Source organism: Curtobacterium sp. MCSS17_007, from assembly GCF_003234175.2.
Taxonomy (GTDB): domain Bacteria; phylum Actinomycetota; class Actinomycetes; order Actinomycetales; family Microbacteriaceae; genus Curtobacterium.
On sequence record NZ_CP126257.1, the window covers coordinates 2,617,740 to 2,637,725 of the forward strand.

20 protein-coding genes are annotated in these 19,986 nt (G+C 73.5%); 6 read left to right on the forward strand and 14 right to left on the reverse strand.

Going from position 1 to position 19,986, the window contains the following annotated elements:
• Nucleotides 1–25 precede the first annotated feature (25 nt).
• Nucleotides 26–1,108 (forward strand): diacylglycerol/lipid kinase family protein, encoded by a 1,083-nt coding sequence (locus DEJ22_RS12400; RefSeq protein ID WP_111227712.1) that lies wholly within the window; start codon nucleotides 26–28, stop codon nucleotides 1,106–1,108.
• Nucleotides 1,109–1,217: 109 nt separating this feature from the next.
• Here the strand turns inward: DEJ22_RS12400 and pheA are convergent, their stop codons facing one another.
• Genes pheA through DEJ22_RS12425 form a run of 4 tightly spaced genes read right to left on the reverse strand, consistent with a single transcriptional unit; the run spans nucleotide 1,218 to nucleotide 5,174 of the window.
• Nucleotides 1,218–2,174 carry a prephenate dehydratase gene (gene pheA, locus DEJ22_RS12405; protein ID WP_111227711.1) on the reverse strand — a complete coding sequence of 319 codons (957 nt, stop codon included), beginning with the start codon at nucleotides 2,172–2,174 and terminating at the stop codon, nucleotides 1,218–1,220.
• Nucleotides 2,175–2,226: 52 nt separating this feature from the next.
• Complete coding sequence (locus tag DEJ22_RS15800) at nucleotides 2,227–3,261, reverse strand: GNAT family N-acetyltransferase (protein ID WP_349775145.1); 1,035 nt, start codon at nucleotides 3,259–3,261, stop codon at nucleotides 2,227–2,229.
• A gap of 9 nt (nucleotides 3,262–3,270) precedes the next feature.
• Entirely contained in the window at nucleotides 3,271–3,726 is a 456-nt protein-coding gene (locus DEJ22_RS12420) for a hypothetical protein (RefSeq protein WP_146241779.1), read from the reverse strand.
• Nucleotides 3,723–5,174: a molybdopterin-dependent oxidoreductase gene (locus tag DEJ22_RS12425; RefSeq protein WP_258379670.1), complete on the reverse strand. Its 1,452-nt coding sequence runs from the start codon at nucleotides 5,172–5,174 to the stop codon at nucleotides 3,723–3,725. The genes DEJ22_RS12420 and DEJ22_RS12425 overlap by 4 nt, the downstream gene beginning before the upstream one ends.
• Nucleotides 5,175–5,195: 21 nt before the next feature.
• On the opposite strand from DEJ22_RS12425, the gene DEJ22_RS12430 reads away from it, so the two are divergent.
• From DEJ22_RS12430 to DEJ22_RS12440, 3 genes are read left to right on the forward strand one after another with little or no spacing between them, the layout of a single operon-like run.
• Nucleotides 5,196–6,650, forward strand: a complete 1,455-nt coding sequence (locus DEJ22_RS12430) for a glycosyltransferase 87 family protein (protein ID WP_111227709.1) — start codon at nucleotides 5,196–5,198, stop codon at nucleotides 6,648–6,650.
• 10 nt (nucleotides 6,651–6,660) lie between these two features.
• Complete coding sequence (moaA, locus tag DEJ22_RS12435; protein ID WP_502861851.1) at nucleotides 6,661–7,740, forward strand: GTP 3',8-cyclase MoaA; 1,080 nt, start codon at nucleotides 6,661–6,663, stop codon at nucleotides 7,738–7,740.
• Nucleotides 7,741–7,743: 3 nt separating this feature from the next.
• Nucleotides 7,744–7,983: a MoaD/ThiS family protein gene (locus tag DEJ22_RS12440; RefSeq protein ID WP_111227708.1), complete on the forward strand. Its 240-nt coding sequence runs from the start codon at nucleotides 7,744–7,746 to the stop codon at nucleotides 7,981–7,983.
• Nucleotide 7,984: 1 nt separating this feature from the next.
• Here the strand turns inward: DEJ22_RS12440 and DEJ22_RS12445 are convergent, their stop codons facing one another.
• The 5 genes from DEJ22_RS12445 to DEJ22_RS12465 are packed head-to-tail and all read right to left on the reverse strand — an operon-like array spanning nucleotide 7,985 to nucleotide 12,184.
• Nucleotides 7,985–9,013, reverse strand: coding sequence for an ABC transporter ATP-binding protein (locus DEJ22_RS12445; protein WP_181430914.1), 1,029 nt, complete (start codon nucleotides 9,011–9,013; stop codon nucleotides 7,985–7,987).
• Complete coding sequence (locus DEJ22_RS12450; protein ID WP_111227707.1) at nucleotides 9,010–9,801, reverse strand: ABC transporter permease; 792 nt, start codon at nucleotides 9,799–9,801, stop codon at nucleotides 9,010–9,012. Before DEJ22_RS12450 ends, DEJ22_RS12445 begins: the two co-directional genes overlap by 4 nt.
• Before the next feature lie 19 nt (nucleotides 9,802–9,820).
• Complete coding sequence (modA, locus tag DEJ22_RS12455; RefSeq protein ID WP_111227706.1) at nucleotides 9,821–10,684, reverse strand: molybdate ABC transporter substrate-binding protein; 864 nt, start codon at nucleotides 10,682–10,684, stop codon at nucleotides 9,821–9,823.
• Between the two features lie 25 nt (nucleotides 10,685–10,709).
• Nucleotides 10,710–11,774 (reverse strand): ThiF family adenylyltransferase, encoded by a 1,065-nt coding sequence (locus DEJ22_RS12460; protein ID WP_111227705.1) that lies wholly within the window; start codon nucleotides 11,772–11,774, stop codon nucleotides 10,710–10,712.
• Entirely contained in the window at nucleotides 11,771–12,184 is a 414-nt protein-coding gene (locus DEJ22_RS12465) for a TOBE domain-containing protein (protein WP_111227704.1), read from the reverse strand. The genes DEJ22_RS12460 and DEJ22_RS12465 overlap by 4 nt, the downstream gene beginning before the upstream one ends.
• Before the next feature lie 91 nt (nucleotides 12,185–12,275).
• Between DEJ22_RS12465 and DEJ22_RS12470 the strand changes: the two genes are divergently transcribed.
• Nucleotides 12,276–13,931, forward strand: coding sequence for a glycosyltransferase family protein (locus DEJ22_RS12470; protein ID WP_181430912.1), 1,656 nt, complete (start codon nucleotides 12,276–12,278; stop codon nucleotides 13,929–13,931).
• A gap of 79 nt (nucleotides 13,932–14,010) precedes the next feature.
• On the opposite strand, the gene DEJ22_RS12475 is transcribed toward DEJ22_RS12470, so the two are convergent.
• From DEJ22_RS12475 to DEJ22_RS12490, 4 genes are all read right to left on the reverse strand, one after another.
• Entirely contained in the window at nucleotides 14,011–14,943 is a 933-nt protein-coding gene (locus tag DEJ22_RS12475; RefSeq protein ID WP_111227702.1) for a 4-(cytidine 5'-diphospho)-2-C-methyl-D-erythritol kinase, read from the reverse strand.
• A gap of 35 nt (nucleotides 14,944–14,978) precedes the next feature.
• Nucleotides 14,979–16,286, reverse strand: a complete 1,308-nt coding sequence (locus tag DEJ22_RS12480; protein WP_111227701.1) for an O-acetylhomoserine aminocarboxypropyltransferase/cysteine synthase family protein — start codon at nucleotides 16,284–16,286, stop codon at nucleotides 14,979–14,981.
• A complete protein-coding gene (locus DEJ22_RS12485; RefSeq protein ID WP_111227700.1) occupies nucleotides 16,286–17,332 on the reverse strand; it encodes an LLM class flavin-dependent oxidoreductase in 1,047 nt (348 codons plus the stop codon). Before DEJ22_RS12485 ends, DEJ22_RS12480 begins: the two co-directional genes overlap by 1 nt.
• An 84-nt stretch (nucleotides 17,333–17,416) precedes the next feature.
• Nucleotides 17,417–18,430 (reverse strand): ATP-grasp domain-containing protein, encoded by a 1,014-nt coding sequence (locus DEJ22_RS12490; protein ID WP_111227699.1) that lies wholly within the window; start codon nucleotides 18,428–18,430, stop codon nucleotides 17,417–17,419.
• A 93-nt stretch (nucleotides 18,431–18,523) separates the two neighbouring features.
• Between DEJ22_RS12490 and DEJ22_RS12495 the strand changes: the two genes are divergently transcribed.
• Complete coding sequence (locus tag DEJ22_RS12495; RefSeq protein ID WP_111227698.1) at nucleotides 18,524–19,024, forward strand: hypothetical protein; 501 nt, start codon at nucleotides 18,524–18,526, stop codon at nucleotides 19,022–19,024.
• A gap of 41 nt (nucleotides 19,025–19,065) precedes the next feature.
• Here DEJ22_RS12495 and DEJ22_RS12500 read toward each other — a convergent pair whose 3' ends face one another.
• On the reverse strand, nucleotides 19,066–19,923 hold the full coding sequence (locus tag DEJ22_RS12500) for a helix-turn-helix transcriptional regulator (RefSeq protein WP_111227697.1): 858 nt from the start codon (nucleotides 19,921–19,923) through the stop codon (nucleotides 19,066–19,068).
• Nucleotides 19,924–19,986: the final 63 nt, after the last annotated feature.

The window sequence follows — 19,986 nt, forward strand, 5'->3', positions numbered from 1 at the left end:
GGGTCCGGTCGGTAACGTCTGTGGCATGTCGACCCCATCGGAGACCGCGCCCGCGGACCAGGACGCCCTCCCGACCGAGCAGAGGACGGCCGCGGTCGTCTACAACCCGGTCAAGGTGCACCTGGAGACGCTCAAGAGCACCGTCGCACAGCACCAGCAGGAGGCCGGCTGGGCCGAGACCCTGTGGTTCGAGACCTCGGAGGAGGACCCGGGCGGCGGCATGGCCAAGGCCGCCCTCGAGGCCGGCGCCGACGTCGTGGCCGCGGCCGGCGGCGACGGCACCGTCCGTGCCGTGGCCGAGGTCGTGCACGGGTCGGACGCCGCACTGGCCCTGCTGCCGAGCGGCACCGGCAACCTGCTCGCCCGCAACATCCCCGCACCCATCGACGACCTCGGTGCGAGCGTCCGGACGATCTTCCGCGGCGAGGACCGCCCGATCGACTTCGGGCAGCTCGAGGTCGAGCGCCCCGGCGGCGAGCGCGAGGAGTTCGGTTTCGTCGTCATGGCCGGTCTCGGGCTGGACGCCCGGATGCTGGTCAACACGAACGACGACCTGAAGAAGAAGGTGGGCTGGCTCGCCTACGTCGACTCCCTGTTCCGCTCGGTCCGTGACGCCGACGCGTTCGAGTTCCGGTACCGGCTCGACGGCGACGGCAACCGCTCGGCCCGCGCGCACTCGTTGATCGTCGGGAACTGCGGCATGCTGCAGGCCGGCGCGACGTTGCTGCCCGACGCCGAGATCGACGACGGGGTCTTCGACGTCGTCGTGATGCGACCGCGCGGCTTCTTCGGGTGGGTCCGGATCGGGGCGCGGGTGTTCTGGGAGAACGCGATCCTGCGGTCGTTCCGCCGGTCGAAGGTGGGGCAGACCGAGGTCGGCAAGCGCATCACGACGAAGGCCCGCGAGGAGCGGCCGCTGCGGTACATCCGCGGGCAGGAGTTCGTCGCGCGGCTCGAGCGTCCGGACGAGTTCGAGATCGACGGCGACCCGGTCGGCGAGGTCGTCGCGTTCAAGGCGAAGATCGACGCCGGCGGCCTGCGCGTCCGTGTGGCCGGTCCGCAGGACCAGACCCGGAACACGCGCCGGGTCGAGAACGCCCACAGCTGACCCGGGAGCCTTCTCCCGCAGGACACAACGTCGGCGGCGGTGCGCAGCGCAGTACCGCTGCGAGGAGTCGCTGACGTTGCGTCCTGCGATCGTGCGGTGGCGCCCCGGCTCAGTCGGCGTCGGGCTCGCCGGAGACGATCGCGCGGAGCCAGTCCCGCGCCTCGACGAACGCCTCGTCCGAGTAGCGCGCCGGCACCTCGGGGCGGTAGCCGTCCGCCCGCGGGTACGACCCGAGGAACGTCACGCGCGGGCTGAACCGCCGCAAACCGAGCAGGGCGTCCGCCACGCGCTCGTCGTGCACGTGCCCGTCGAGGTCGATGACGAACCGGTACCGCCCGAGCTCGTCGCCGATCGGCCGCGACGACAGCAGCCCCATGTTGATGCCCCGCGTCGCGAACTGCTCGAGCATGTCGACCAGCGCCCCGGGGTGGTCGGCGGGCAACTCGACGATGACGCTCGTCTTGTCCGCGCCCGTGCGCTCCGGGATCGCGAGCGTGCGGGAGACGAGCACGAACCGGGTGACCGCCGAGGCGTTGTCCCCGATCGACGACGCGAGCACCGCCAGGTCGTGGTGGTCGGTGATCCCCGGCGGGGCCACCGCGGCGTCGGCCACGGGGTGCGTGTCGAGCAGCGCGGTCGCGGCGGCGACGTTCGACGACGCCGGGATGTGCCCGTGCCCGCGCAGGTTGGTCTCGAGCCACCGGTGCGTCTGGGCGTACGCGACGGGGTGGGCGTTGACGGTCCGCACGTCCGCCAGCGTCGTGCCGTGACGGGCGACGAGCACGAAGTCGACGGGCACGAGGTACTCCCCCACGATCCGCACGCCGGGGATCCGCGCGAGGGCGTCCTGCGTGGCGCTGACCCCGCCGTCGACGCTGTTCTCGATGGCGATGACGGCTCCCACCGAGCGCCCGCTCACGACGTCGTCGAGCGCCTCGCCGACGTTGTTCACGCTCCGCCACGGCTTGCCGGCCGCGGCCTCGACGAGCTTCAGCGCTGCCTCGGTGAACGTGCCGGCGGGTCCGAGGTAGGAGTACGTGTCGGACGGCGTGGCACGGTCGGTCATGCGCCGAGCCTACTGGTGTACCAGTCGCCCGTGGCGATGCCGGCGACCGGCGTCAGAGCCGGACGAGCATGGTGTCCGAGTCGCCGTTGCGCCCGACCGTCCGGAACCCGACCCGCTCGTAGAGGATGCGCGCCCCGGTGTTGCCGTCCTCGACGCTGAGGCTCACGCCACGCCACCCGGCCGCACGACCGGCAGCGAGCAGCCGCGTGAGGAGCGCCGTACCGATCCCCCGGCCGCGGCCGCGGGGCTCGACGGCGAGCGTCAGTTCGGGGACGTCCTCGGACACGAACCCGTAGCCCGGGTCGTCGGCCGGCAGGAACCGCACCCATGCGACGCCGACCGGTCCCTCGCCGTCCACCGCGACGACGCCGCGGTCGCGCGAGCCGTCGAAGCCCACGAAGTAGTGCGCGAAGTCGGGGCGGTCGAGGTCGGCGTCCGAGAAGGCGTCGGTCCGCCAGTTCATCGCCGCGAGCGTCGCGTGCCGGAGCAGCGCCGTGTCGTCCGCGGTGACGTCCCGGAAGAGCACCCCGGCGGGAGCGGCAGCCCCGGCCTCGGCGCCGGTCAGGCGGTCCTCGCACAGCACCTGGTCGTCCTCGTCGCGCGGGTACGTGAGCGCGGCGAACCGTCCCTCGGGGTCGAGCCGCCCGAGCAGTGCGCGGGTGATGCCGTCGAGCTGCTCGACCTGCTCGTCGGTCAGGGCGTCGATGACGAACCGGCGGGCGGTCCGCACGTGGTCGGGTGCCGCGGCGACGATCGCGGCGTACCCCTCGCCCGTGAGCCGGACGTCGGTGGCACGGCGGTCGTCGACGGAGGGGCAGCGGGTCACGAGCCCGCGCTTCTCGAGCCGCGAGACGACGTGCGACAACCGCGGCAGCGACGCGTTCGTCGCCGCGGCGAGCGCCGACATCCGGAGCGTCCGCGAGTCGGTCTCGGACAGCATCGCGACGACCATGTAGTCGAAGTGCGTCAGGTCGGCGTCGCGCTGCAGCTGCTGGTCGAGCGCCGCGGGCAGGAGCTCCATGACGGCGACGAGCTTCATCCACGCCCGCAGCTGGTCGCGCGTGAGCCAGGGCGTGTCGTCCGTCATGCCGCCATGCTACCGATTGGTTGTCGATGCAACCAGTGCGGCCTGGGCCCGGCGCGCCCGCACGACGCCGACGACGAGTGCCGCGACCACCACGGCGAGCAGCAGCCCCTCGACCACGAGCAACCGTGTCGTGTAGTCGAACGGCAGCACGGTCGGGTTCTTCTGGCCGTGCTGCTTCGCGGCGATCTCGGGCAGCACCACGAGGGCGAGCACGCTCCCGAGCACCACCGCGGTCTGCACGACGACGAGCACCCCCGCACCGAGCGTCCGGCCGGTCCGGCGGAGCAGGAGCCCGGCGCCCACCACGAACGGCGAGAGCACCACGTCGTGGAGCACGACGGCGGCGAGCAGCCACGTCGCCAGTCCCCAGATCCGGTTCGGTCGGACGGTCGTGACGAGCACGTACGCACCGAACGCCATGACGAGCACGCCCACGACGACGAGCACGATCCTCGCAGCCCTCATCGGATCACCTCGATCTTCCCGACCCACTTGGTCTGCAGCACGCCGGGGCGCCCCGGTGCGATCACCCGCGCAGGGAACCCGTGGTCGAGGTCGAGCGTCCCCCCGTTCACCTCGAGCGCCAGGAGCGTCGTCGGGTCGGACGCGTACTCCGGGCCCATCTCGGTGACGCGGTAGCCGCCGCGCTTCTCGAGGCTCGTGATCCGCAGTGGTGACGCCGGGTCCGCCTGCACCGACGCGAGCAGGTCCCGCATCCGCACGCCCCGCCACGAGGCCATCTGGCTCCACCCCTCGACGCACGAGATCGGCAGCTCGGCGGTCGCGGTGCCGAGCGCGACGAGTTCGGCGCGCGAGAAGGTCCGCGTGACGTCCGGTCCCACGACCGTGAGGGTCCAGTCGGCCGCCGTCGCGGTCGCGAGCACTCCGGCGGCGCGTGCCGTGCGGTTCACCGGCAGCTCCTGGGGCCCGACGTCCCGTCGCCGGGCACCGAAGACGTTGAGCGGCTCGAGCAGGCGGTTCGACTGCCCCGCCGTGAGCGCGACGACGCCGACGGTCGCCGCCGTGACGCCCGCGACGAAGCCACGTCGGGCGATCCGCTGGCGACCACCGTCCGCCGGGCGCTCGATCGACTCCTGCCGGGAGGCGCGCCCCGCTCCCGCCCCGCCGGCAGCGTCCTCGAGACTCGGCTCCAGCGACGACCCTCGGGCCGCGGACGCCGAGTCCGGTCGCTCAGCCAGAGACTCGGGAGCGCGGGCCGGCGCGGCCGGGCCGTCCACCCACCGCAGCAGGCGGCCGGTCAGGCCACGGGGGTACGAGCCGACCGTCTGCTCGACCGCGGGGCGCTCGCCCACCGCGGGGCGGGCCTCCCGGCCGTCCGGCAGCAGCTCGCTGCCGACCGTCGGGTCCGCGACGAACCGGCCGTCCGCGTCGTAGGCGTCCCGCGCCCGCCAGTAGCGCGCGATCACGGGGAGCTTCGACGCGATGTGCACGATGAGCGAGCCGATGATCACGTACGCCATCGCGTTGTGCGTCTGACGGAACGGGAACGGGAACGGGTACCACTGGTACGTGTTGAGCAGACCGGTGCCGACCTGCACGATCGACGCCGACACGAGCACGGCGATCGACAGTCGCTCGAGCAGGTGCAGGACCCCGCGCACCGGCGGTACCTGCGCCAACGCGGGCATGACCACGTTCAGCTTGGCGAGCAGCAGCGGGATGATCGCGATGCCCGCCGTGATGTGCAGGCCCTGCGTGAACTGGTAGAGCTGCGTCGGTCGGGTCGGGAAGCGCATCCAGGGCAGCGGGTCCTGCAGCAGGTGGCTGTAGACGCCGGTACCGAAGCAGACGACGAACGCGATGCCGAGCAGGCGACCCCAGACGACGGCCGAGCGGGCGTTCCGGTTCGGGGACGCCGTGACCGCCCGCGCGTCCAGCAGGATCCGTCGCACGATCGGTAGCCTCGGGGCACCATGAGCAGACGACCGCGCGCCGCCTCCGTCCCGACGACCGCGGTCGTGTCGACCGTCCTGTCCGTCGTCGGCGTGCTGGCGCTGGCGGGTGTCATCGCCTTCGGCATCACGCATCTGGGGTTCCTCCGTGCCGGTCATCGTGCACCATTCGTTGCGTGGACGCTCATCGCTTGGGCGGTCTTCGCCGGAGCGGCCCTCGCGTTGCGCTCCGTGCCCCGCGAGTGGATGACCCGGATCGTCCTCGGCGGTGCGGTCGTGGTCGGGATCGCGGCGCTCGTCGGTCCGCCGAACACCAGCACCGACTCTGCCCGGTACGCCTGGGACGGGATCGTCCAGCACGCCGGTGTCTCACCGTACGCCCACACGCCGCAGTCCAACGCGCTGGCCGACCTGCGCCCCGACTGGCTCTTCCCGGACAAGATCGACGGCACCTGCAAGCCCCTCGAGCCGCGGATGCGCGGCCTCGGTGACGGCGCCGACGGGCACTGCGTCGCGATCAACCGGCCGGACGTCACCACGATCTACCCGCCGATGGCGCAGCTGTGGTTCGCCGGGGTGCGGGCGTTCGTCCCCGCGACCGCGCAGTACATGCCGTTCCAGGTCGCCGGCCTCCTCGTCTCCCTGGGCGTCACCGTCGGCCTGGTCATGGTGCTCCGCCGGACCGGCCGTCCCACCTGGTGGGCCGCGCTCTGGGCGTGGTCGCCGCTCGTCGCCTCCGAGGCGGTCACGAACTCGCACGTCGACGTCGTCGGCGCGGCCCTGGCCACCGCGGGCGTCGTGCTCGTGGCGTTCGGCCGGCCGATCTGGGGCGGGATCGCGCTCGGAGCGGCGACGGCGACGAAGCTCATCCCGGCGATCGTCTACCCGCCCGTGCTCGGTCGGTGGCGGTACTGGTGGGCGATCCCCGTCGGCATCGCGACGTTCGCGCTGCTCTACGTCCCGTACGTGCTCACGACCGGGGTGAAGGTGCTCGGCTACCTGCCGGGCTACCTGTCCGAGGAGGGCTACGAGGACGGCTCCCGCTTCGCCCTCGTCTCGACGGTGTTCCCCGGCGATGCGGCGACCGTCGTGGTCGGGCTGGTCGTCCTGCTCGCCGCCGTCGTGTCCTGGCGACTCGCGGACCCGGCACGACCGTGGTCGGCCGAGGTGTTGATGATCGGCGTGACGTTCCTCGCCGTGACCCCGCGCTACCCGTGGTACGCGTTGCTCCTCATCCCGTTCGTGGTGCTCTCCGGCCGGTGGGAGTGGATGGCCCTCAACCTCGCCATCGCCCTGCGCGGGGTGTGGCCGTCGGCACCGGCGTTCCGCTGGTGGCTCCTCGCCGCGGTCCTCGTCATCCTGGTCGTCACCCTCGTGCGCACGCGGCGCGAGGACTGGCAGCGCTGGGGGCGGCGGCTCGACCCGCGGCGACCGAGCGTCGACCCCGAGCCGCGACGTCCCGTCGACGCCAGGTAGCATCGGCCGGGTGACGGCCCGGATCCTGCCCTCGACCGGCCTGCTGCGCCGGGTGCGCAGCGCGTCGCCGGCCCTCCCCCCGCGCCCCGGCGACGACCCCGGGCTGGTCGACCGGTTCGCCCGGCGCGCGGTCGACCTGCGGGTGTCGCTGACCGAGCGGTGCAACCTCCGCTGCACGTACTGCATGCCCGCGGAGGGCCTGCCCGTGATCCCGTCGGACGCCCTCATGACGGCAGCCGAGATCGACCGGCTGGTCGGGCTCGCCGCGGGCACGCTCGGCGTCCGGAAGGTCCGCTTCACGGGCGGCGAACCGCTCCTGCGCGCCGACCTGGTCGACATCGTCCGCCGCTGCTCCGCGCACGACGTCGAGCTCTCGATCACCACGAACGCGATCGGGTTGGCGAACCGCGCGCAGGCCCTGGCCGACGCCGGACTCCGGCGCGTCAACGTCTCGCTCGACACCGTCGACCCGGACGTCTTCGCCGAGGTCACCCGGCGGCCGTTCCTCGACCGGGTGCTCGAGGGCATCGCGGCCGCGGCCGACGCGGGGCTCGGGGTGAAGGTGAACGCCGTGCTGCTCCGCGGCGTGAACGACCACCTCGCCGTCGACCTGCTCGCCTGGTGCCTGGAGCGCGGCCACGAGCTGCGCTTCATCGAGCAGATGCCGCTCGACCCCGGGCACGCGTGGGACGGCGCGACGATGGTCACCGCCGAGGAGACCCGTGCGCTGCTCGGCGAGCACCACCGACTCGTGCCGGACGAGGCCCCGCGCGACGGCGCCCCCGCCGAGCGGTACCGCGTGTCGACGCTCGACGGCGAGCCGCTCGGCACCGTCGGGGTCATCGCGAGCATCACCGAGTCGTTCTGCGCCGACTGCACCCGCACGCGCCTGACCGCCGAGGGGCACGTGCGCTCCTGCCTGTTCTCGGACGACGAGGTCGACCTGCTCGGTCCCCTGCGTGCCGGCGCCGACGACGACGTCCTGCTCGACACCTGGCGCCGGGCGATGTGGGCGAAGCCCCGCGACCACGGCGACGACGCGGACGGGATCGTGCACCCCGCCCGCGGCATGAGCGCGATCGGAGGATGAGCGATGACGATGATGCGGTTCTTCGCGGCAGCCCGGGCGGCCGTCGGACAGGACGAGACCCCGGTGGACGCGGCGACGCTCGACGAGGCCCTGCGCGGCGTCGCCGCCGCGGACCCGGAGCGGTGGACGGCGCTGCAGGAGCGGTGCTCGTACCTGGTCGACGGCGTGACGACCCGCGACCGGTCGACGACGCTCGTCGGCGTCGGCACGGTCGACGTCATGCCGCCCTTCGCGGGCGGCTAGGTCAGGCCCCTGCGGGGTCGTAGACGCTGACCTCGTCCGGGTCGACGGCGAGCCCGATCGTCGCCCCCGGTGCCAGCCCGAGCGCCGCGGCCGTCGCCACGGTGACGTCGGCCACCAGGTCACCAGCGCGCACCCGGACCAGCCCGTCGCGCGGCTCGACCGCGGTGACCGTGCGCACCACCCCGGAACCGTCCGGCCGCACGCGCACGGCGGTCGGGTGCAGTGCCGCCACGGCGGGCCGGCCGGGAGGCACGGTGTGCGTCCCGGACGCCAGCTCGCCGCCGCCGTCGGGAGCGATCCCGGTCGCGGTGGCGGTCCCCGGCACGAGCACGAGCCCGGAGAAGGACGCCGAGAAGGGCGTTCGCGGGCGCCGCAGCACCGCGTCCGTCGTCCCCGCCTCGACCACCCGGCCGTCCTGCAGCACGACCACCCGGTCCGCCAGGGCGACGGCCTCGAGCGGGTCGTGCGTGACGAGCAGCGTGGGCCGGCCACTCCGCGCCGTCCGGAGCGCGTCGCGGACCTCGGCACGGGCGTCGACGTCGAGGGCCGTGGTCGGCTCGTCGAGGAGCAGCAGTGCCGGATCGGTGGCGAGCGCACGGGCGACGGCGACCCGCTGCGCCTGCCCGCCGGAGAGCGTGGCGGGCGACCGGTCGGCGAGACCGGCGGCACCGACCGCCGCGAGGGCCGTGGCGGACCGGTGCCGTGCCTCCCGACCGCTCGCGCCCGTGGCCCGCGGACCGAAGGCGACGTTGCCGGCGACCGACCGGTGCGCGAAGAGGTCCGGTCGCTGCGCGACCAGGCCGACCCGGCGTCGGTGCGTCGGCACGGCCGTGAGTTCGCGGCCGGCGAGCACCACGCTGCCGCCGCGGGTCCGGAGGAGACCGGCCAGGGCCTCGACCACGGTGGACTTGCCGGCGCCGTTCGGGCCGACGAGGGCGACGCACTCGTCCGGGCCGACCTCCAGACGGACGTCGACGCCGCGGTCGGGCACGACGACGTGGGCCCGGAGCCCGCGGTCCGGGGCACTCACGCGACCACCGACCGCGTCCGCAGGGTCGTCGTGCCGATGACGACGAGGGCGACGACCACCAGCACGAGTGCCAGGGCGACGGCCGTGTCGGGGTCGACCTCGCGCTGCAGGTAGACCTCGAGCGGCAGCGTCCGTGTCACGCCCTGCAGGCTGCCGGCGAAGGTCAGCGTCGCGCCGAACTCACCGAGCGCCCGGGCGCCGCACAGCACGAGTCCCGCGGTGATCCCCGGCAGCACACGCGGGGTCGTCACGGTGAGGAAGGTGCGCGTCGGCCCGGCCCCGAGCGTCGCGGCGACGCGTTCCGCACGGTCGCCGCCGATGCGCAGCGCCCCCTCGATCGACGACACCAGGAACGGCATCGACACGAAGACCTGGGCCACGACCACCGCGGTCGTGGTGAACGCGATGCGGAGTCCGTGCGCGTCGAGGAACGCCCCGAGCACGCCGAGCCGGCCGAACGCCGCCAGCAGTGCGAGACCGCCGACGACCGGCGGCAGGACGAGCGGGAGCAGGACGAGCGCGCGGAGCACCCCCACCCAGCGCGACGTCGACCGGGCGAAGAGCACGGCGAGCGGGTACCCGAGCACGAAGGAGACCCCGGTCGCGGCGGCCGCGGTCCCGAGGCTCAGCCCGAGGGCGGTCGTCGACGCCGGCGCGGTGACGAGGGCGACGAAGGACGACCAGTCGACGCGACCGACCATCGCGAGCACCGGTACGACGACGAACAGACCGCCGACCACCGCGGGGGCCGGGAGCCACCACGGCACCGGGGTCCGCCGTGGGGGCATCCTGCGTCCGGCCGGCACGTCAGGGAGCTCCGAAGCCCGCGTCCGCGAGCACCTTCCGGCCCGCGTCGGACCGAACGAACGTGGCGAAGGACGCGGCGAGCACCGGGTTCGTCGACTCCCGCAGGACGCCGATCGGGTAGGTGTTCACGGCCTCCGCCGACTCGGCGAAGGGCACCCCGTCGACGCCGCCGTCGGACGCCCGGACGTCGGTGACGTAGACCAGCCCGGCGTCCGCCTGGCCCGACTCGACCTTGCCGAGGACGTCGGTGACCGACTGCTCCTCGCTCACGGGGTGCAGCGTCACGCCGGCGGCACGCTCGACGGCCGCCGTTGCGGCACCGCAGGGGACGGGGGCGGCGCAGGTGACGAGCTGCACGTCCGACGAGGTGAGGCTCCGGAGTCCGGTGACGTGCTGCGGGTTGCCGGGCGCGACCGCGATCTCGAGCGTGTTGGTCGCGAAGGCGCGGGGCCAGCCGGCGGCGAGGTCGCCGTCGCCGTCGCCGTCGCCGTCGCCGTCGTCCTCGCCGTCGCCGTCGTCCTCGCTGGCGCTGGCGCTGGCGCTGAGCTTCGCCATGTTCGCCTCGTCGGCCGAGGCGAACACGTCGGCCGGGGCGCCGTTGCGGATCTGCGAGACGAGGTCGCTCGACCCCGCGAACGAGAACGTGACCGTCGTGCCGGGGTGCTCCTGCTCGTACCGTCCGCCGAGTTCGGTGAACGTGCGCTGGAGTGACGCTGCTGCGAACACCGTGATCGAACCGGAAGGCGCGGAGGACCCGGAGGCCGTACCCGTGCTGCTGCCCGCGCCAGGAGTCGAGCAGGCGGACGTCGCCAGGGTGGCGACGAGGACCGCAGCGACAGCGATGGAGCGCAGGAGCGTCTTCACGCCGCGATCCTAGCCGCAGGTGCGGTCAAGCAGTGGTCGGGAGCCCTTCCCGCCGCCACGCGGTGATGCCGCCGTCCAACACGGTCACCGGGGGCGCGTCGTCCGGACGGTCCGCGATCGCTCGCCGCGCCCACGCCGTGGCCCGCCCACCCGAGGCGCAGACGACGACGAGCTCGGCGTCGTCGGTCGCCTGCCCGGGCGCGCGGGAACCCGGGATGACACCGGTCGCCTGTTCCTCCTCGGTCCGGACGTCGACCAGGACCACCGGGCGGCCGTCGTCGCCGAGCCACCGTGCCAGCTCGGCCGGGGCGACCCGGGGCGGTTCCCCCGCGGGCGCCGCCGGACGGACCGAACCCGGGCCGCGGCGGAGCGGGCTCTCGGTCCACCGCCACCGCCGCGCGTCGACCGTGAGCACCCGACCGGTCAGGGGCTCGCCGAGTCCGGCCACGAGGGCGCCGACCTGCGCGGCCATCACCGCGCCGACCGCCCCGCAGAGCGCCGGCAGGACCCCGTCGGCAGCGCAGGAGCCCTCGTCCGGCAACGGCTCCGGGTGCAGGTCGTGGAAGTCGACCGGCTCCGGCGCGGCGTCGTGGAACACCGACACCTGGCCGTCGTAGCCGAGTGCGGTCCCCCACACGAACGGCACACCGGCCGCCGCACAGGCGTCCGAGACGGCGCGGGTCACCTCGACGCTGTCCGCGGCGTCGACCACCACGTCGTGCCCGTCCACGTGCTCGGGGCGGAACCGTTCGGCCAGCGCGACGACCTCGACGACCGGGTCGACTGCCCGGACGCGCTCGGCGGCGCACTCGGCCTTCGGCCGGCCCACGTCCGCCGCGGCGAAGAGGGTCTGCCGCGCCAGGTTCGAGGTGTCGACGACGTCGTGGTCGACGACCGTGACGCGTCCGAGGCCGGACCCGGCCAGGTAGGTCAGCACCGGCGCGCCGAGGCCGCCGGCTCCGACGACGAGCACCCGGGCCGCGGCGAGGGCGTCGAGGGCGGGCTGCCCGGCTCCCTGCAGTGCAGCGGTGCGCGAGGTGGTGCGGCGCCGCGCCTCGAGGTCCGACGGGTCGGGGACGCTGCCGGTCACCGGGCGCGCTCCGGGTCCTCGGGCACCTCGACGGTGACCATCGTGGCCTTCACGGACGCGACCGCGACCGACCCGACCTCGAGCCCGAGGTCACGGACCGCCTCTGCCGTCATGAGGGACACCACACGGTTCGGTCCGGCCTGCAGCTCGACCTGTGCGACGACGCCCTCGACCACCAGCTCGGTGACGATCCCGACGAAGCGGTTCCGCGCGGAGCTCCTGACCCCCGAGGGGTCCTCGAGCCCGGCATCCCGACCGCGGACGTACGCCGCCAGGTCGCGCCCCTCGACCACGGTCCGTCCGGCGGCGTCGGCGGACCGGGGCAGGGTGCCGGCATCCACCAGACGCCGGACGGTGTCGTCGCTGACGCCCAGGTACCGCGCGGCGTCTCGGATGCGGAGTGTCGTCATGGTGTCCGTGACCCTACGGCATCGCGAACTCTCACGGACGGACCGGGTGGCACCGGGCACCCGTCCAGCCGTGGCCGCTACCGTCGCCACCGTGAACGCACCGCAGACCGGCACCATCCACGTCCCCGCCTCCGCCGGGGTCGCGCCGGTCCGTACCCGACTCCGGTCGGCATCGACGGCGATCCGGGTCGCCGCCGTGCGTACCCCCGAACTCACCGTCGGCGCGCTCGGCGTGGTCAGCGGCGCCCTCTTCGCCTGGGTGCCGTCCGTCTGGTACGACGAGGCCGCGACCGTCACGAGCGCGCAGCGGAGCTGGCCGCAGCTGTGGGCCGAACTCCACAACGTGGACGCGGTGCACGGGCTGTACTACGCGCTCATCCACGTCTGGTTCTGGCTCGTCGGGTACACGCCGTTCACCCTGCGGTTCCCGAGCGCACTCGCGATCGGTGTCGCCGCCGGCCTCGTCGTCGCCCTCGGGCGGCGACTCGGCGGTCGACGCCTCGGCATCGCCGCCGGTCTCGTCTTCCTCGCGCTGCCGCGCGTGCAGTGGGCGGGGTCCGAGGGTCGCCCCTACGCCACCATCACCGCCCTGGCCGTCGCCCTGACGCTCGTCGGCACCACCGCCGTACGCCGTACACGCTCCGGCACGGGGCGCCGCTGGTGGGTCGCGTACGGGGTGCTCGCACTCGTCTCGGTCGCGTTCAACGTCTACCTCTCCCTGGCCGTCGCCGCGCACGCCGTGACCCTCGCGTGGACGTTCCTCGTCCAGCGGCCGGTCACGCGCTCGGCGCTGTCCGATCGTGGGGCGGACGGGCGTTCCCCGCTCGTCACGCGTGCCGTGCTCGTCCGCTGGGCCGTCGCCGCCGTCGCGGCCGCCGTGGTCGTCTCACCGCTCGTGGTCGAGGTGGCGGCGCAGTCGAAGCAGGTCGCCTGGATCTCCGGCATCGGGGACCGCACCTTCTCCCAGGTCTTCGCCACCGCCTGGTTCGGCGGCGTCGACGCGTACGCCGCGGTCGCCTGGACGCTCCTGGTCGTCGGCGTGGTCAGCGCCCTGGTCGCCGCGCACCGCCGGTCCGCCACGGTCCGCTCGCTCCTCCGCGCCCAGGCCGTGCGCGTCGCGCTCCCGCTGGCGGTGCTGCCGACGGGAGCGCTGCTCACCGCCACCGCCCTCGGCAAGCACCTCTACTCGCCGAAGTACGCGTCGCTGAGCCTGCCGTTCGTCGCGCTCCTCATCGCCCTCGCGATCACCCTGGTCCGGCCGCGCGCCGTGATCGCCGCCGTCCTCGCGCTGTTCCTCGTCATCAGCGTGCCGAGTGCCATCGACGTCAAGACCCCCAGGTCGAAGCAGGAGTCGACCTGGGCGAACGCCGCGTCGATCATCGCCGCTGAGCGCGGGCAGAACGCCGGCGCGAACGAGGGCGTCGTCTTCGGCAGTGTCTACGGCCACCCGGGCACGACCGCCGAGATCATCCGCGTCTCCTACCCCTGGGCGTTCACGGGCCTCACCGACCTCGGTATGCGCAAGAACGGCGCCGAATCGGGCGTGCTGTGGAACCAGAACGGCGACCTGTCGACCACCATCCCGGCACGCCTCGGCGACATCGACACCGTCTGGTTCGTCGGCGGGACCCCGAAGGCCCGGAACATCCAACCCGAGACCGCGTCGGTCCTGGCCGAGCGGGGCTTCCACGTGGAGCAGAAGTGGAAGACCGGTCGGGTCGTCATCACCGAGTACGTGCGCGACTGACACCCGCCGTCCGAGGACGCATCCGTGCTGTGGAGGCGTCCGTACCGACAGCGCGCCGCTGCGCGGACTCGACTCGGCCTCAGTGCACCACCCGTGCCCCGTGCACCGGTCCGCTCGCCCGGAGCGCCACGAGCCCGGCCGCGCTGAGCTCCACCTGGACCTCGAGCGCCGCGTCACGGTCGGCCACGAGGAACGCGACGGTCGGACCGCTGCCGGACACGATGCCCGCGAGCGCCCCCGCCTTCTCCCCGACCTCGAGCGTCGTCGCGAGTGCCGGCTGCAGCCGCATGGCCGGGGCCTGCAGGTCGTTGTGCAGGCAGTCGGCGAGCAGGTCCGGGTCACCGGCACGCAGCGCCTGCAGCACGTTCGTCTCGACCACCGGGGTCGTCGGAGCGGGACGGATGTCAGCGCGGTAGCGTTCCCGGTGCTCGTCGAGCGCACGGTAGACCGCCGGGGTCGAGAGGCCGTCGTCGCTCAACGCCAGGACCCAGTGGAACTCCCCCTTGGCCAGCGCCGGGCTGAGCTCGTCGCCCCGGCCGGTCCCGACGGCGGTGCCGCCCGCGAACGCGAACGGCACGTCCGCTCCGAGTCGGGCTGCGAGGCGCAGGAGTTCGTCGCGTCCCAGACCGGTCCCCCAGAGCGTGTCGCACGCGAGCAGCGTCGCGGCCGCGTCCGCGGATCCCCCGCCCATCCCACCGGCGACCGGGACCTGCTTGTCGATCGTGAGCCGGACGCCGCCACGGTGCCCAGCGGCCTCGGCCACCAGTCGTGCGGCACGGACGGCCAGGTTCGACTCGTCCGTCGGGACCGCGCTGGTGTCGATCGGCCCCGTGAACCGGACCGAGAAGTCGTCGGCCGCCTCGGCCGTCACGTCCTCGTAGAGCGAGACCGCCTGGTACGCGGTCGCGACGTCGTGGTACCCGTCGTCCTGCAGCGCGCCGACGGACAGGAACACGTTGATCTTGCCGGGGGCGCGCACCCGCACGCGGGTCGGAGCGGCCAGCGAGGTCATGCGTCCAACCTATCCTCCCGGCGCCGGGCGGCGGTCTACGCCGAGGGCTCCGCCGCCGCGAACCCGCGTGCCAGGTCGGCGAGGATGTCGTCGACGTGCTCGAGCCCGATCGACAGCCGGATGAGCCCGTCACCGACGCCCGCGGCCGCACGCTGCTCCGGGGTCATCTGCACGTGGGTCGTCGACGCCGGGTGCACCACGAGCGACCGCACGTCGCCCAGGTTCGACACGTGGTCGAACAGCTCGAGTGCGGCCACGAACCGTCGGCCGGCCTCGACCCCACCGGCGAGGTCGAACGCCAGCACGGCCGACGGCCCCTTCGGGACGTAGCGCTGCTGCAGGTGGTGCCACGGTGACGAGGGCAGTCCCGAGTAGTGCACGTGCTCGACCTGGGCGTGGTCGTCCAGCCACGACGCCACCGCGGACGCGTTCGACACGTGCCGGTCCATGCGGAGCGACAGGGTCTGGATGCCCTGGAGCACCAGGAAGGCGTTGAACGGTGCGATCGCCGGACCGAGGTCCGCGGAGAGCTTCGACCGGGTGCGCTGGATGAACGCGCGCCGTCCGAACTTCTCGGCGAAGGCCGTCCCGGCGAACCCGGACTGCTCGACCGTCGTGAGCTGCGGGTACTTCTCCGCCTGCGCTGCCCAGTCGAAGTTCCCGCTGTCGACGATGATCCCGGCGACGGCGCTGCCGTGCCCGGCGAGGTACTTCGTCGCCGAGTGCACGACGATGTCGGCACCGTGCTCGATCGGTCGGACGAGGTACGGCGTCGCGATGGTGTTGTCGACGATGAGCGGCACACCGGCCTCGTGGGCGACACCGGCGACCCCGGCGAAGTCGAGCACGTCACCGCGCGGGTTCGGGATGCTCTCGCCGAAGAACGCCCGCGTCTCCGGACGCACCGCGGCACGCCACTCGTCGAGGTCCGTCGGGTCCTGCACGAACGTGAACGAGATCCCGAGGTCGCTCAGGGTCGAGTGGAAGAGCGTGTAGGTCGCGCCGTAGAGCGACGCGCTGGACACGACGTGCGCACCGGCACGAGCCACACCGAGCACGGCCAGCGAGGTCGCGGCCTGGCCCGACGCGAGCGCCAGCGCTCCGACCCCGCCCTCGAGGTCAGCGACGCGTCGCTCCAGGGCGGCTGCCGACGGGTTGTTGACCCGCGTGTACGTGTGCCCGGGGGCGTCGAGCATGAACCGTGCCGCGGCGTCCTCGCCCGACGGGTAGACGAAGGCCGCACTCTGCGCGATCGGGGGCACGTTCGCCCCGAAGCCCGGGTCTGCCCTGAAGCCCGCCCTGATCTGCCGCGTCTCGAACGCCCAGTCGTCCTCGGCCGCCATCAGGCGACCGGCTCGGCGGGGACGGACGAGCGCACCAGCGGGATGACCTGCTCGCCGAAGCGCTCCATCTCCTCGGCCTGCGGGGAGAACTGCAGCAGGAGCGTGTCGACGCCGGCGTCCTCGAACTCGCGGATCCGGTCGGCGACCTGCTGTGGCGTGCCGACGAAGCCGGGGCGCAGGCCGCGGTTCGACACCGAGTAGTCCTCGAGCGACGGGACGTGCTCGAGCTGCGACTTGGAGATGAAGTCCTGGTACGACTCGTAGGCCTTCCCGTGACGGACGTCGGTGATGCGGGCCAGCTCGGCCTGCGCCTCCTCCTCGGTCTCGCGGACGATCACGTACGCGGCCATGCCGAACGCCTCGAACGGCGCAGCGCCGGCGTCCTCGCGGCGGCGCCGCATCTCGGCGATCTTCGTCCGGAGCTCGTCGACGGTGCCGCCGTGCGTCAGGTACGCGTCGGCGAAGCGCGTGATCGAGCTCTTGCCCGCCTCGCTCTCGCCGCCGGCGTAGATGCGCGGGGTGACGCGCGGCTTCGGCTCGAGGTGCGTGTTCTGCACGTCGTAGTACTCGCCCGAGAAGGAGAACGGCGTCTCGGCCCACAGGCCCTTGAGGATCGCGACGAACTCCTCGGTCCGTGCGTACCGGTCGTCGTGCTCGGAGAAGATGCCGCCGTACTGGCGGGCCTCCTCGGCCCACCAGGCGCTCACCACGTTGAAGGTGAAGCGACCACAGGAGATCTCGTCGATGGTCGCCGCCTGCTTGGCCGTCACGGCCGGCAGGTGGTAGCCCGGACGCATCGCGGCCATGATCTCGAGCCGCTCGGTCGTCGCCGCCAACGCGGCCGCGAGCGCCCACGCCTCGAGGCTCGGCGCCGCCGTGCCCTTGATGTCGTTGAGGTTGAGCTCCGGGACGAGCGTCAGGTCGAAGCCGATCCGCTCGGCGCGCTGCGCGAGCCGCTTCACGTAGTCGAAGGTGACGGGCATGTCCTCGTCCTCGACGTTGCGCAGCCAGCCGCCGAAGAGCGGGGTCCAGTATCCGAATCGCACGTGTGGTTCCTCAGGTGGGTCGTGACGGCCGGGAGGCGCGGGGCGGGCCCGCACCGTGCCTCCCGGCCGGTGGGTGGTGTCGTCTCAGACGGTGGTCGCCGACGCGGCGTAGGCCTGCTCGAGGAGCGCGCCGGTGAAGCGCGCGATCGCGCGCGGACCGGAGACCGGCGCGACCGCCTCGACGGCGGGGTTGTAGTTCGTGTTCGTGTTCACGTCGTAGACGACCGTGCGGCCGTCCGTGGTCTCCATGAACTCGACGCCCGCGACCTGGATGCGCTGCTCGGCGAGGAACGTCCGGAGCTGCTGCACGAGCGGGTGACCGGCCGTCACCTCGTCGCGGATGCTGAAGGCGGCCGGGGCGCCGGACGCCTCGGTACCCGGAACCTCGCACACGGCTCCCGCGATGACCTGCGGGACCTCGCACGCGTCGGCCGGGCAGAGCTCGAAGCTGCCGGCGCTCGTGTCGACCCGGACGGCGTAGACGAACTCGCCACCGACGAACTCGGCGCGGGTGATGAACGGCTCGCGCGCGGTCAGGAGCTCCTGGAGCAGCGTGATGCCGTCGACGGGAGCCTCGAACTCGGGGCCGTCGACGTACGCGTCGAACTCGGCGAGGGTGTCGAAGCGGCGGACGCCGAGGCCCTTGCCGCCCTGGTTGTGCTTCGTGATGAAGGGCACGTCCGCGCCGCCGGTGAACGTGCGGGCGGCGTCCTTCAGGGCGGACGAGCCGAACACCGCGGTCGTGCGGGGCACGTCGAACCCGGCGTCGCGGAGCAGGCCGTGCTGGGCGACCTTCGACACCTCGAGCTCCAGCACGTGGCTGCCGTTCACGACCGTCGCACCGGCGCGCTCGAGCCAGCCGAGCAGCGCGCGGGCGTACTCCTTGCTGTGCTCGTTCCCGCGGGTGTGGGAGCTGGCCGACATGCGGGACCAGTAGACGCCCGGGGCCGGCTCGGCGGTCAGGTCGATGCTGCAGAGGGCACCGCCGTCGGTGAGCAGGAGTTCCTCGACCGGGACGCCCTCCGCCTCGAAGGCAGCGGCGAACGGCGGGAACCACTCGGGGTTCTCGTGGATGACGTACACGCGCGGAGTTGTCACCGGGCCACCCTAGGCACGGCGAGCCTGGGGGTGCCAGGTGTGTGACGTGGGATTGCGACGTGCGTCCGCGCCGGGTGTGCGAGGGTGGAACGCATGTCCCACCCCGCGTACGAGGAGACCGTCCGTTCCGGCCGCGTGATGACCGTCATCGGTTGGGCCGTGATCGCGACCGCCGTCGGGATCGCGACGCTCGTGCTCGCGGTGCCGGCAGGGTGGCAGGACCAGCCGCCGACGGCGTCGGACGTGGGCGTCCTGGTGGTCACGCTCGCCGTCACGGTCGCGCTCGGCATCGGCTCGGTGCTGATGCGGATGACGGTTCGGGTCGACGAGGTCCTCGAGGTCCGGGTCCGGCCGTGGTGGTACCGGCGGCGCGTCGCCCCCGAGCAGATCACCTCCGCCGAGGTCGTGCACATGACGGGCGGCAACTCCGGCGGGCTCGGCATCCGACTCGTCCCCGGCGGCACGGCGGTGTTGCTCGACGGCGGACCCGGCGTCCAGGTCACGATCCGCGGCGCACGGTCGCTGCGGTTCCGGTGCAACGACCCGGAGGCCGTCGTCGCGGCGCTGCGGGCCCGGGGCGCTGCAGCCGACTGACGGTCGATGGTCCTGGTCGGGGTCCGCCGGCCGACCGAGGATCAGCGCGCGACGCTGTCCGCGCCGAACTGCTGCGTGCCGACGACGCCGAGGAGCTCGAGCTTCTGCGCGTCCTCGCTCCCGGGCGGCGCGGTGAAGAGCAGGAGCGCCTGCGCCTGGTCGTCCGTGTGCAGCACCTGGCAGTCGACGGTGATCCGTCCGAGCTCGGGCTGCACGATGGTCTTGTTGTCCGACCACCGGGTCGCTACCTCGTGCCGTTCCCAGAGCTCGCGGAAGGCCGGGCTGCGGCGCTGCAACTCCGCGACGAGCTCCGTCGCCCGCCGGTCGGTCGGTCCCGCGAGCCCGACGGCAGCACGGAGCGACGCGACCACCACCCGGCCGAGGCGGTCGTGCTGCTCGGGCGCGTACTTCGCCTGCTCGGTCCCCGTGACGAACCAGCGCCACGCCTGGTACCGCTCGTTGCCCGGCAGGTCGACGGATCCGCCGAGCAGCGCCCGTGCGAGCCGGTTCTCGACGAGGGTCTCCCCCAGGTGGCTCACCACGATCGCCGGGGTGTCCTCGAGCCGGTCGAGCACGCGCAGGATCGCCGGGTCCACGTGGTCCGCTCGGTGCATCCGGACCGGCGCCGTGTGCCCGGCGAGGTGGAACAGGTGGTCGCGCTCGTCGAGGCTGCACCGGAGCGCCCGGGCGATCGCCGCCACCATCTGCTCGGACGGTTGCGGGCCGCGCTGCTGCTCGAGCCGCGTGTAGTAGTCGACGCTCATCCCGGCGAGCGCGGCGACCTCCTCACGGCGGAGACCGGGCGTCCGTCGGCGCGAACCGCTGCCGAGCCCGACGTCCTCGGGGCGCAGCAGCTCGCGGCGGCGGCGCAGGAAGTCGGCGAGCGCGGGTCGGTCCATGTCCCCATCGTGCCGTCTCGGCAGCGGCGGAACCAGGGACCGGCGGTCCCCCGATGCCCGCGC

What these genes read in the sequence shown, in the direction of transcription:
- DEJ22_RS15800 (WP_349775145.1), bottom strand. Translation starts at nt 3,261, where the DNA reads ATGACGGACGACACGCCCTGGCTCACGCGCGACCAGCTGCGGGCGTGG.
- DEJ22_RS12495 (WP_111227698.1), top strand. Translation starts at nt 18,524, where the DNA reads ATGTCCCACCCCGCGTACGAGGAGACCGTCCGTTCCGGCCGCGTGATG.
- DEJ22_RS12440 (WP_111227708.1), top strand. Translation starts at nt 7,744, where the DNA reads ATGACGATGATGCGGTTCTTCGCGGCAGCCCGGGCGGCCGTCGGACAG.
- DEJ22_RS12475 (WP_111227702.1), bottom strand. Translation starts at nt 14,943, where the DNA reads ATGACCTCGCTGGCCGCTCCGACCCGCGTGCGGGTGCGCGCCCCCGGC.
- pheA (WP_111227711.1), bottom strand. Translation starts at nt 2,174, where the DNA reads ATGACCGACCGTGCCACGCCGTCCGACACGTACTCCTACCTCGGACCC.
- DEJ22_RS12480 (WP_111227701.1), bottom strand. Translation starts at nt 16,286, where the DNA reads ATGGCGGCCGAGGACGACTGGGCGTTCGAGACGCGGCAGATCAGGGCG.
- DEJ22_RS12420 (WP_146241779.1), bottom strand. Translation starts at nt 3,726, where the DNA reads ATGAGGGCTGCGAGGATCGTGCTCGTCGTCGTGGGCGTGCTCGTCATG.
- DEJ22_RS12430 (WP_111227709.1), top strand. Translation starts at nt 5,196, where the DNA reads ATGAGCAGACGACCGCGCGCCGCCTCCGTCCCGACGACCGCGGTCGTG.
- DEJ22_RS12450 (WP_111227707.1), bottom strand. Translation starts at nt 9,801, where the DNA reads ATGCCCCCACGGCGGACCCCGGTGCCGTGGTGGCTCCCGGCCCCCGCG.
- DEJ22_RS12500 (WP_111227697.1), bottom strand. Translation starts at nt 19,923, where the DNA reads ATGGACCGACCCGCGCTCGCCGACTTCCTGCGCCGCCGCCGCGAGCTG.
- DEJ22_RS12400 (WP_111227712.1), top strand. Translation starts at nt 26, where the DNA reads ATGTCGACCCCATCGGAGACCGCGCCCGCGGACCAGGACGCCCTCCCG.
- DEJ22_RS12465 (WP_111227704.1), bottom strand. Translation starts at nt 12,184, where the DNA reads ATGACGACACTCCGCATCCGAGACGCCGCGCGGTACCTGGGCGTCAGC.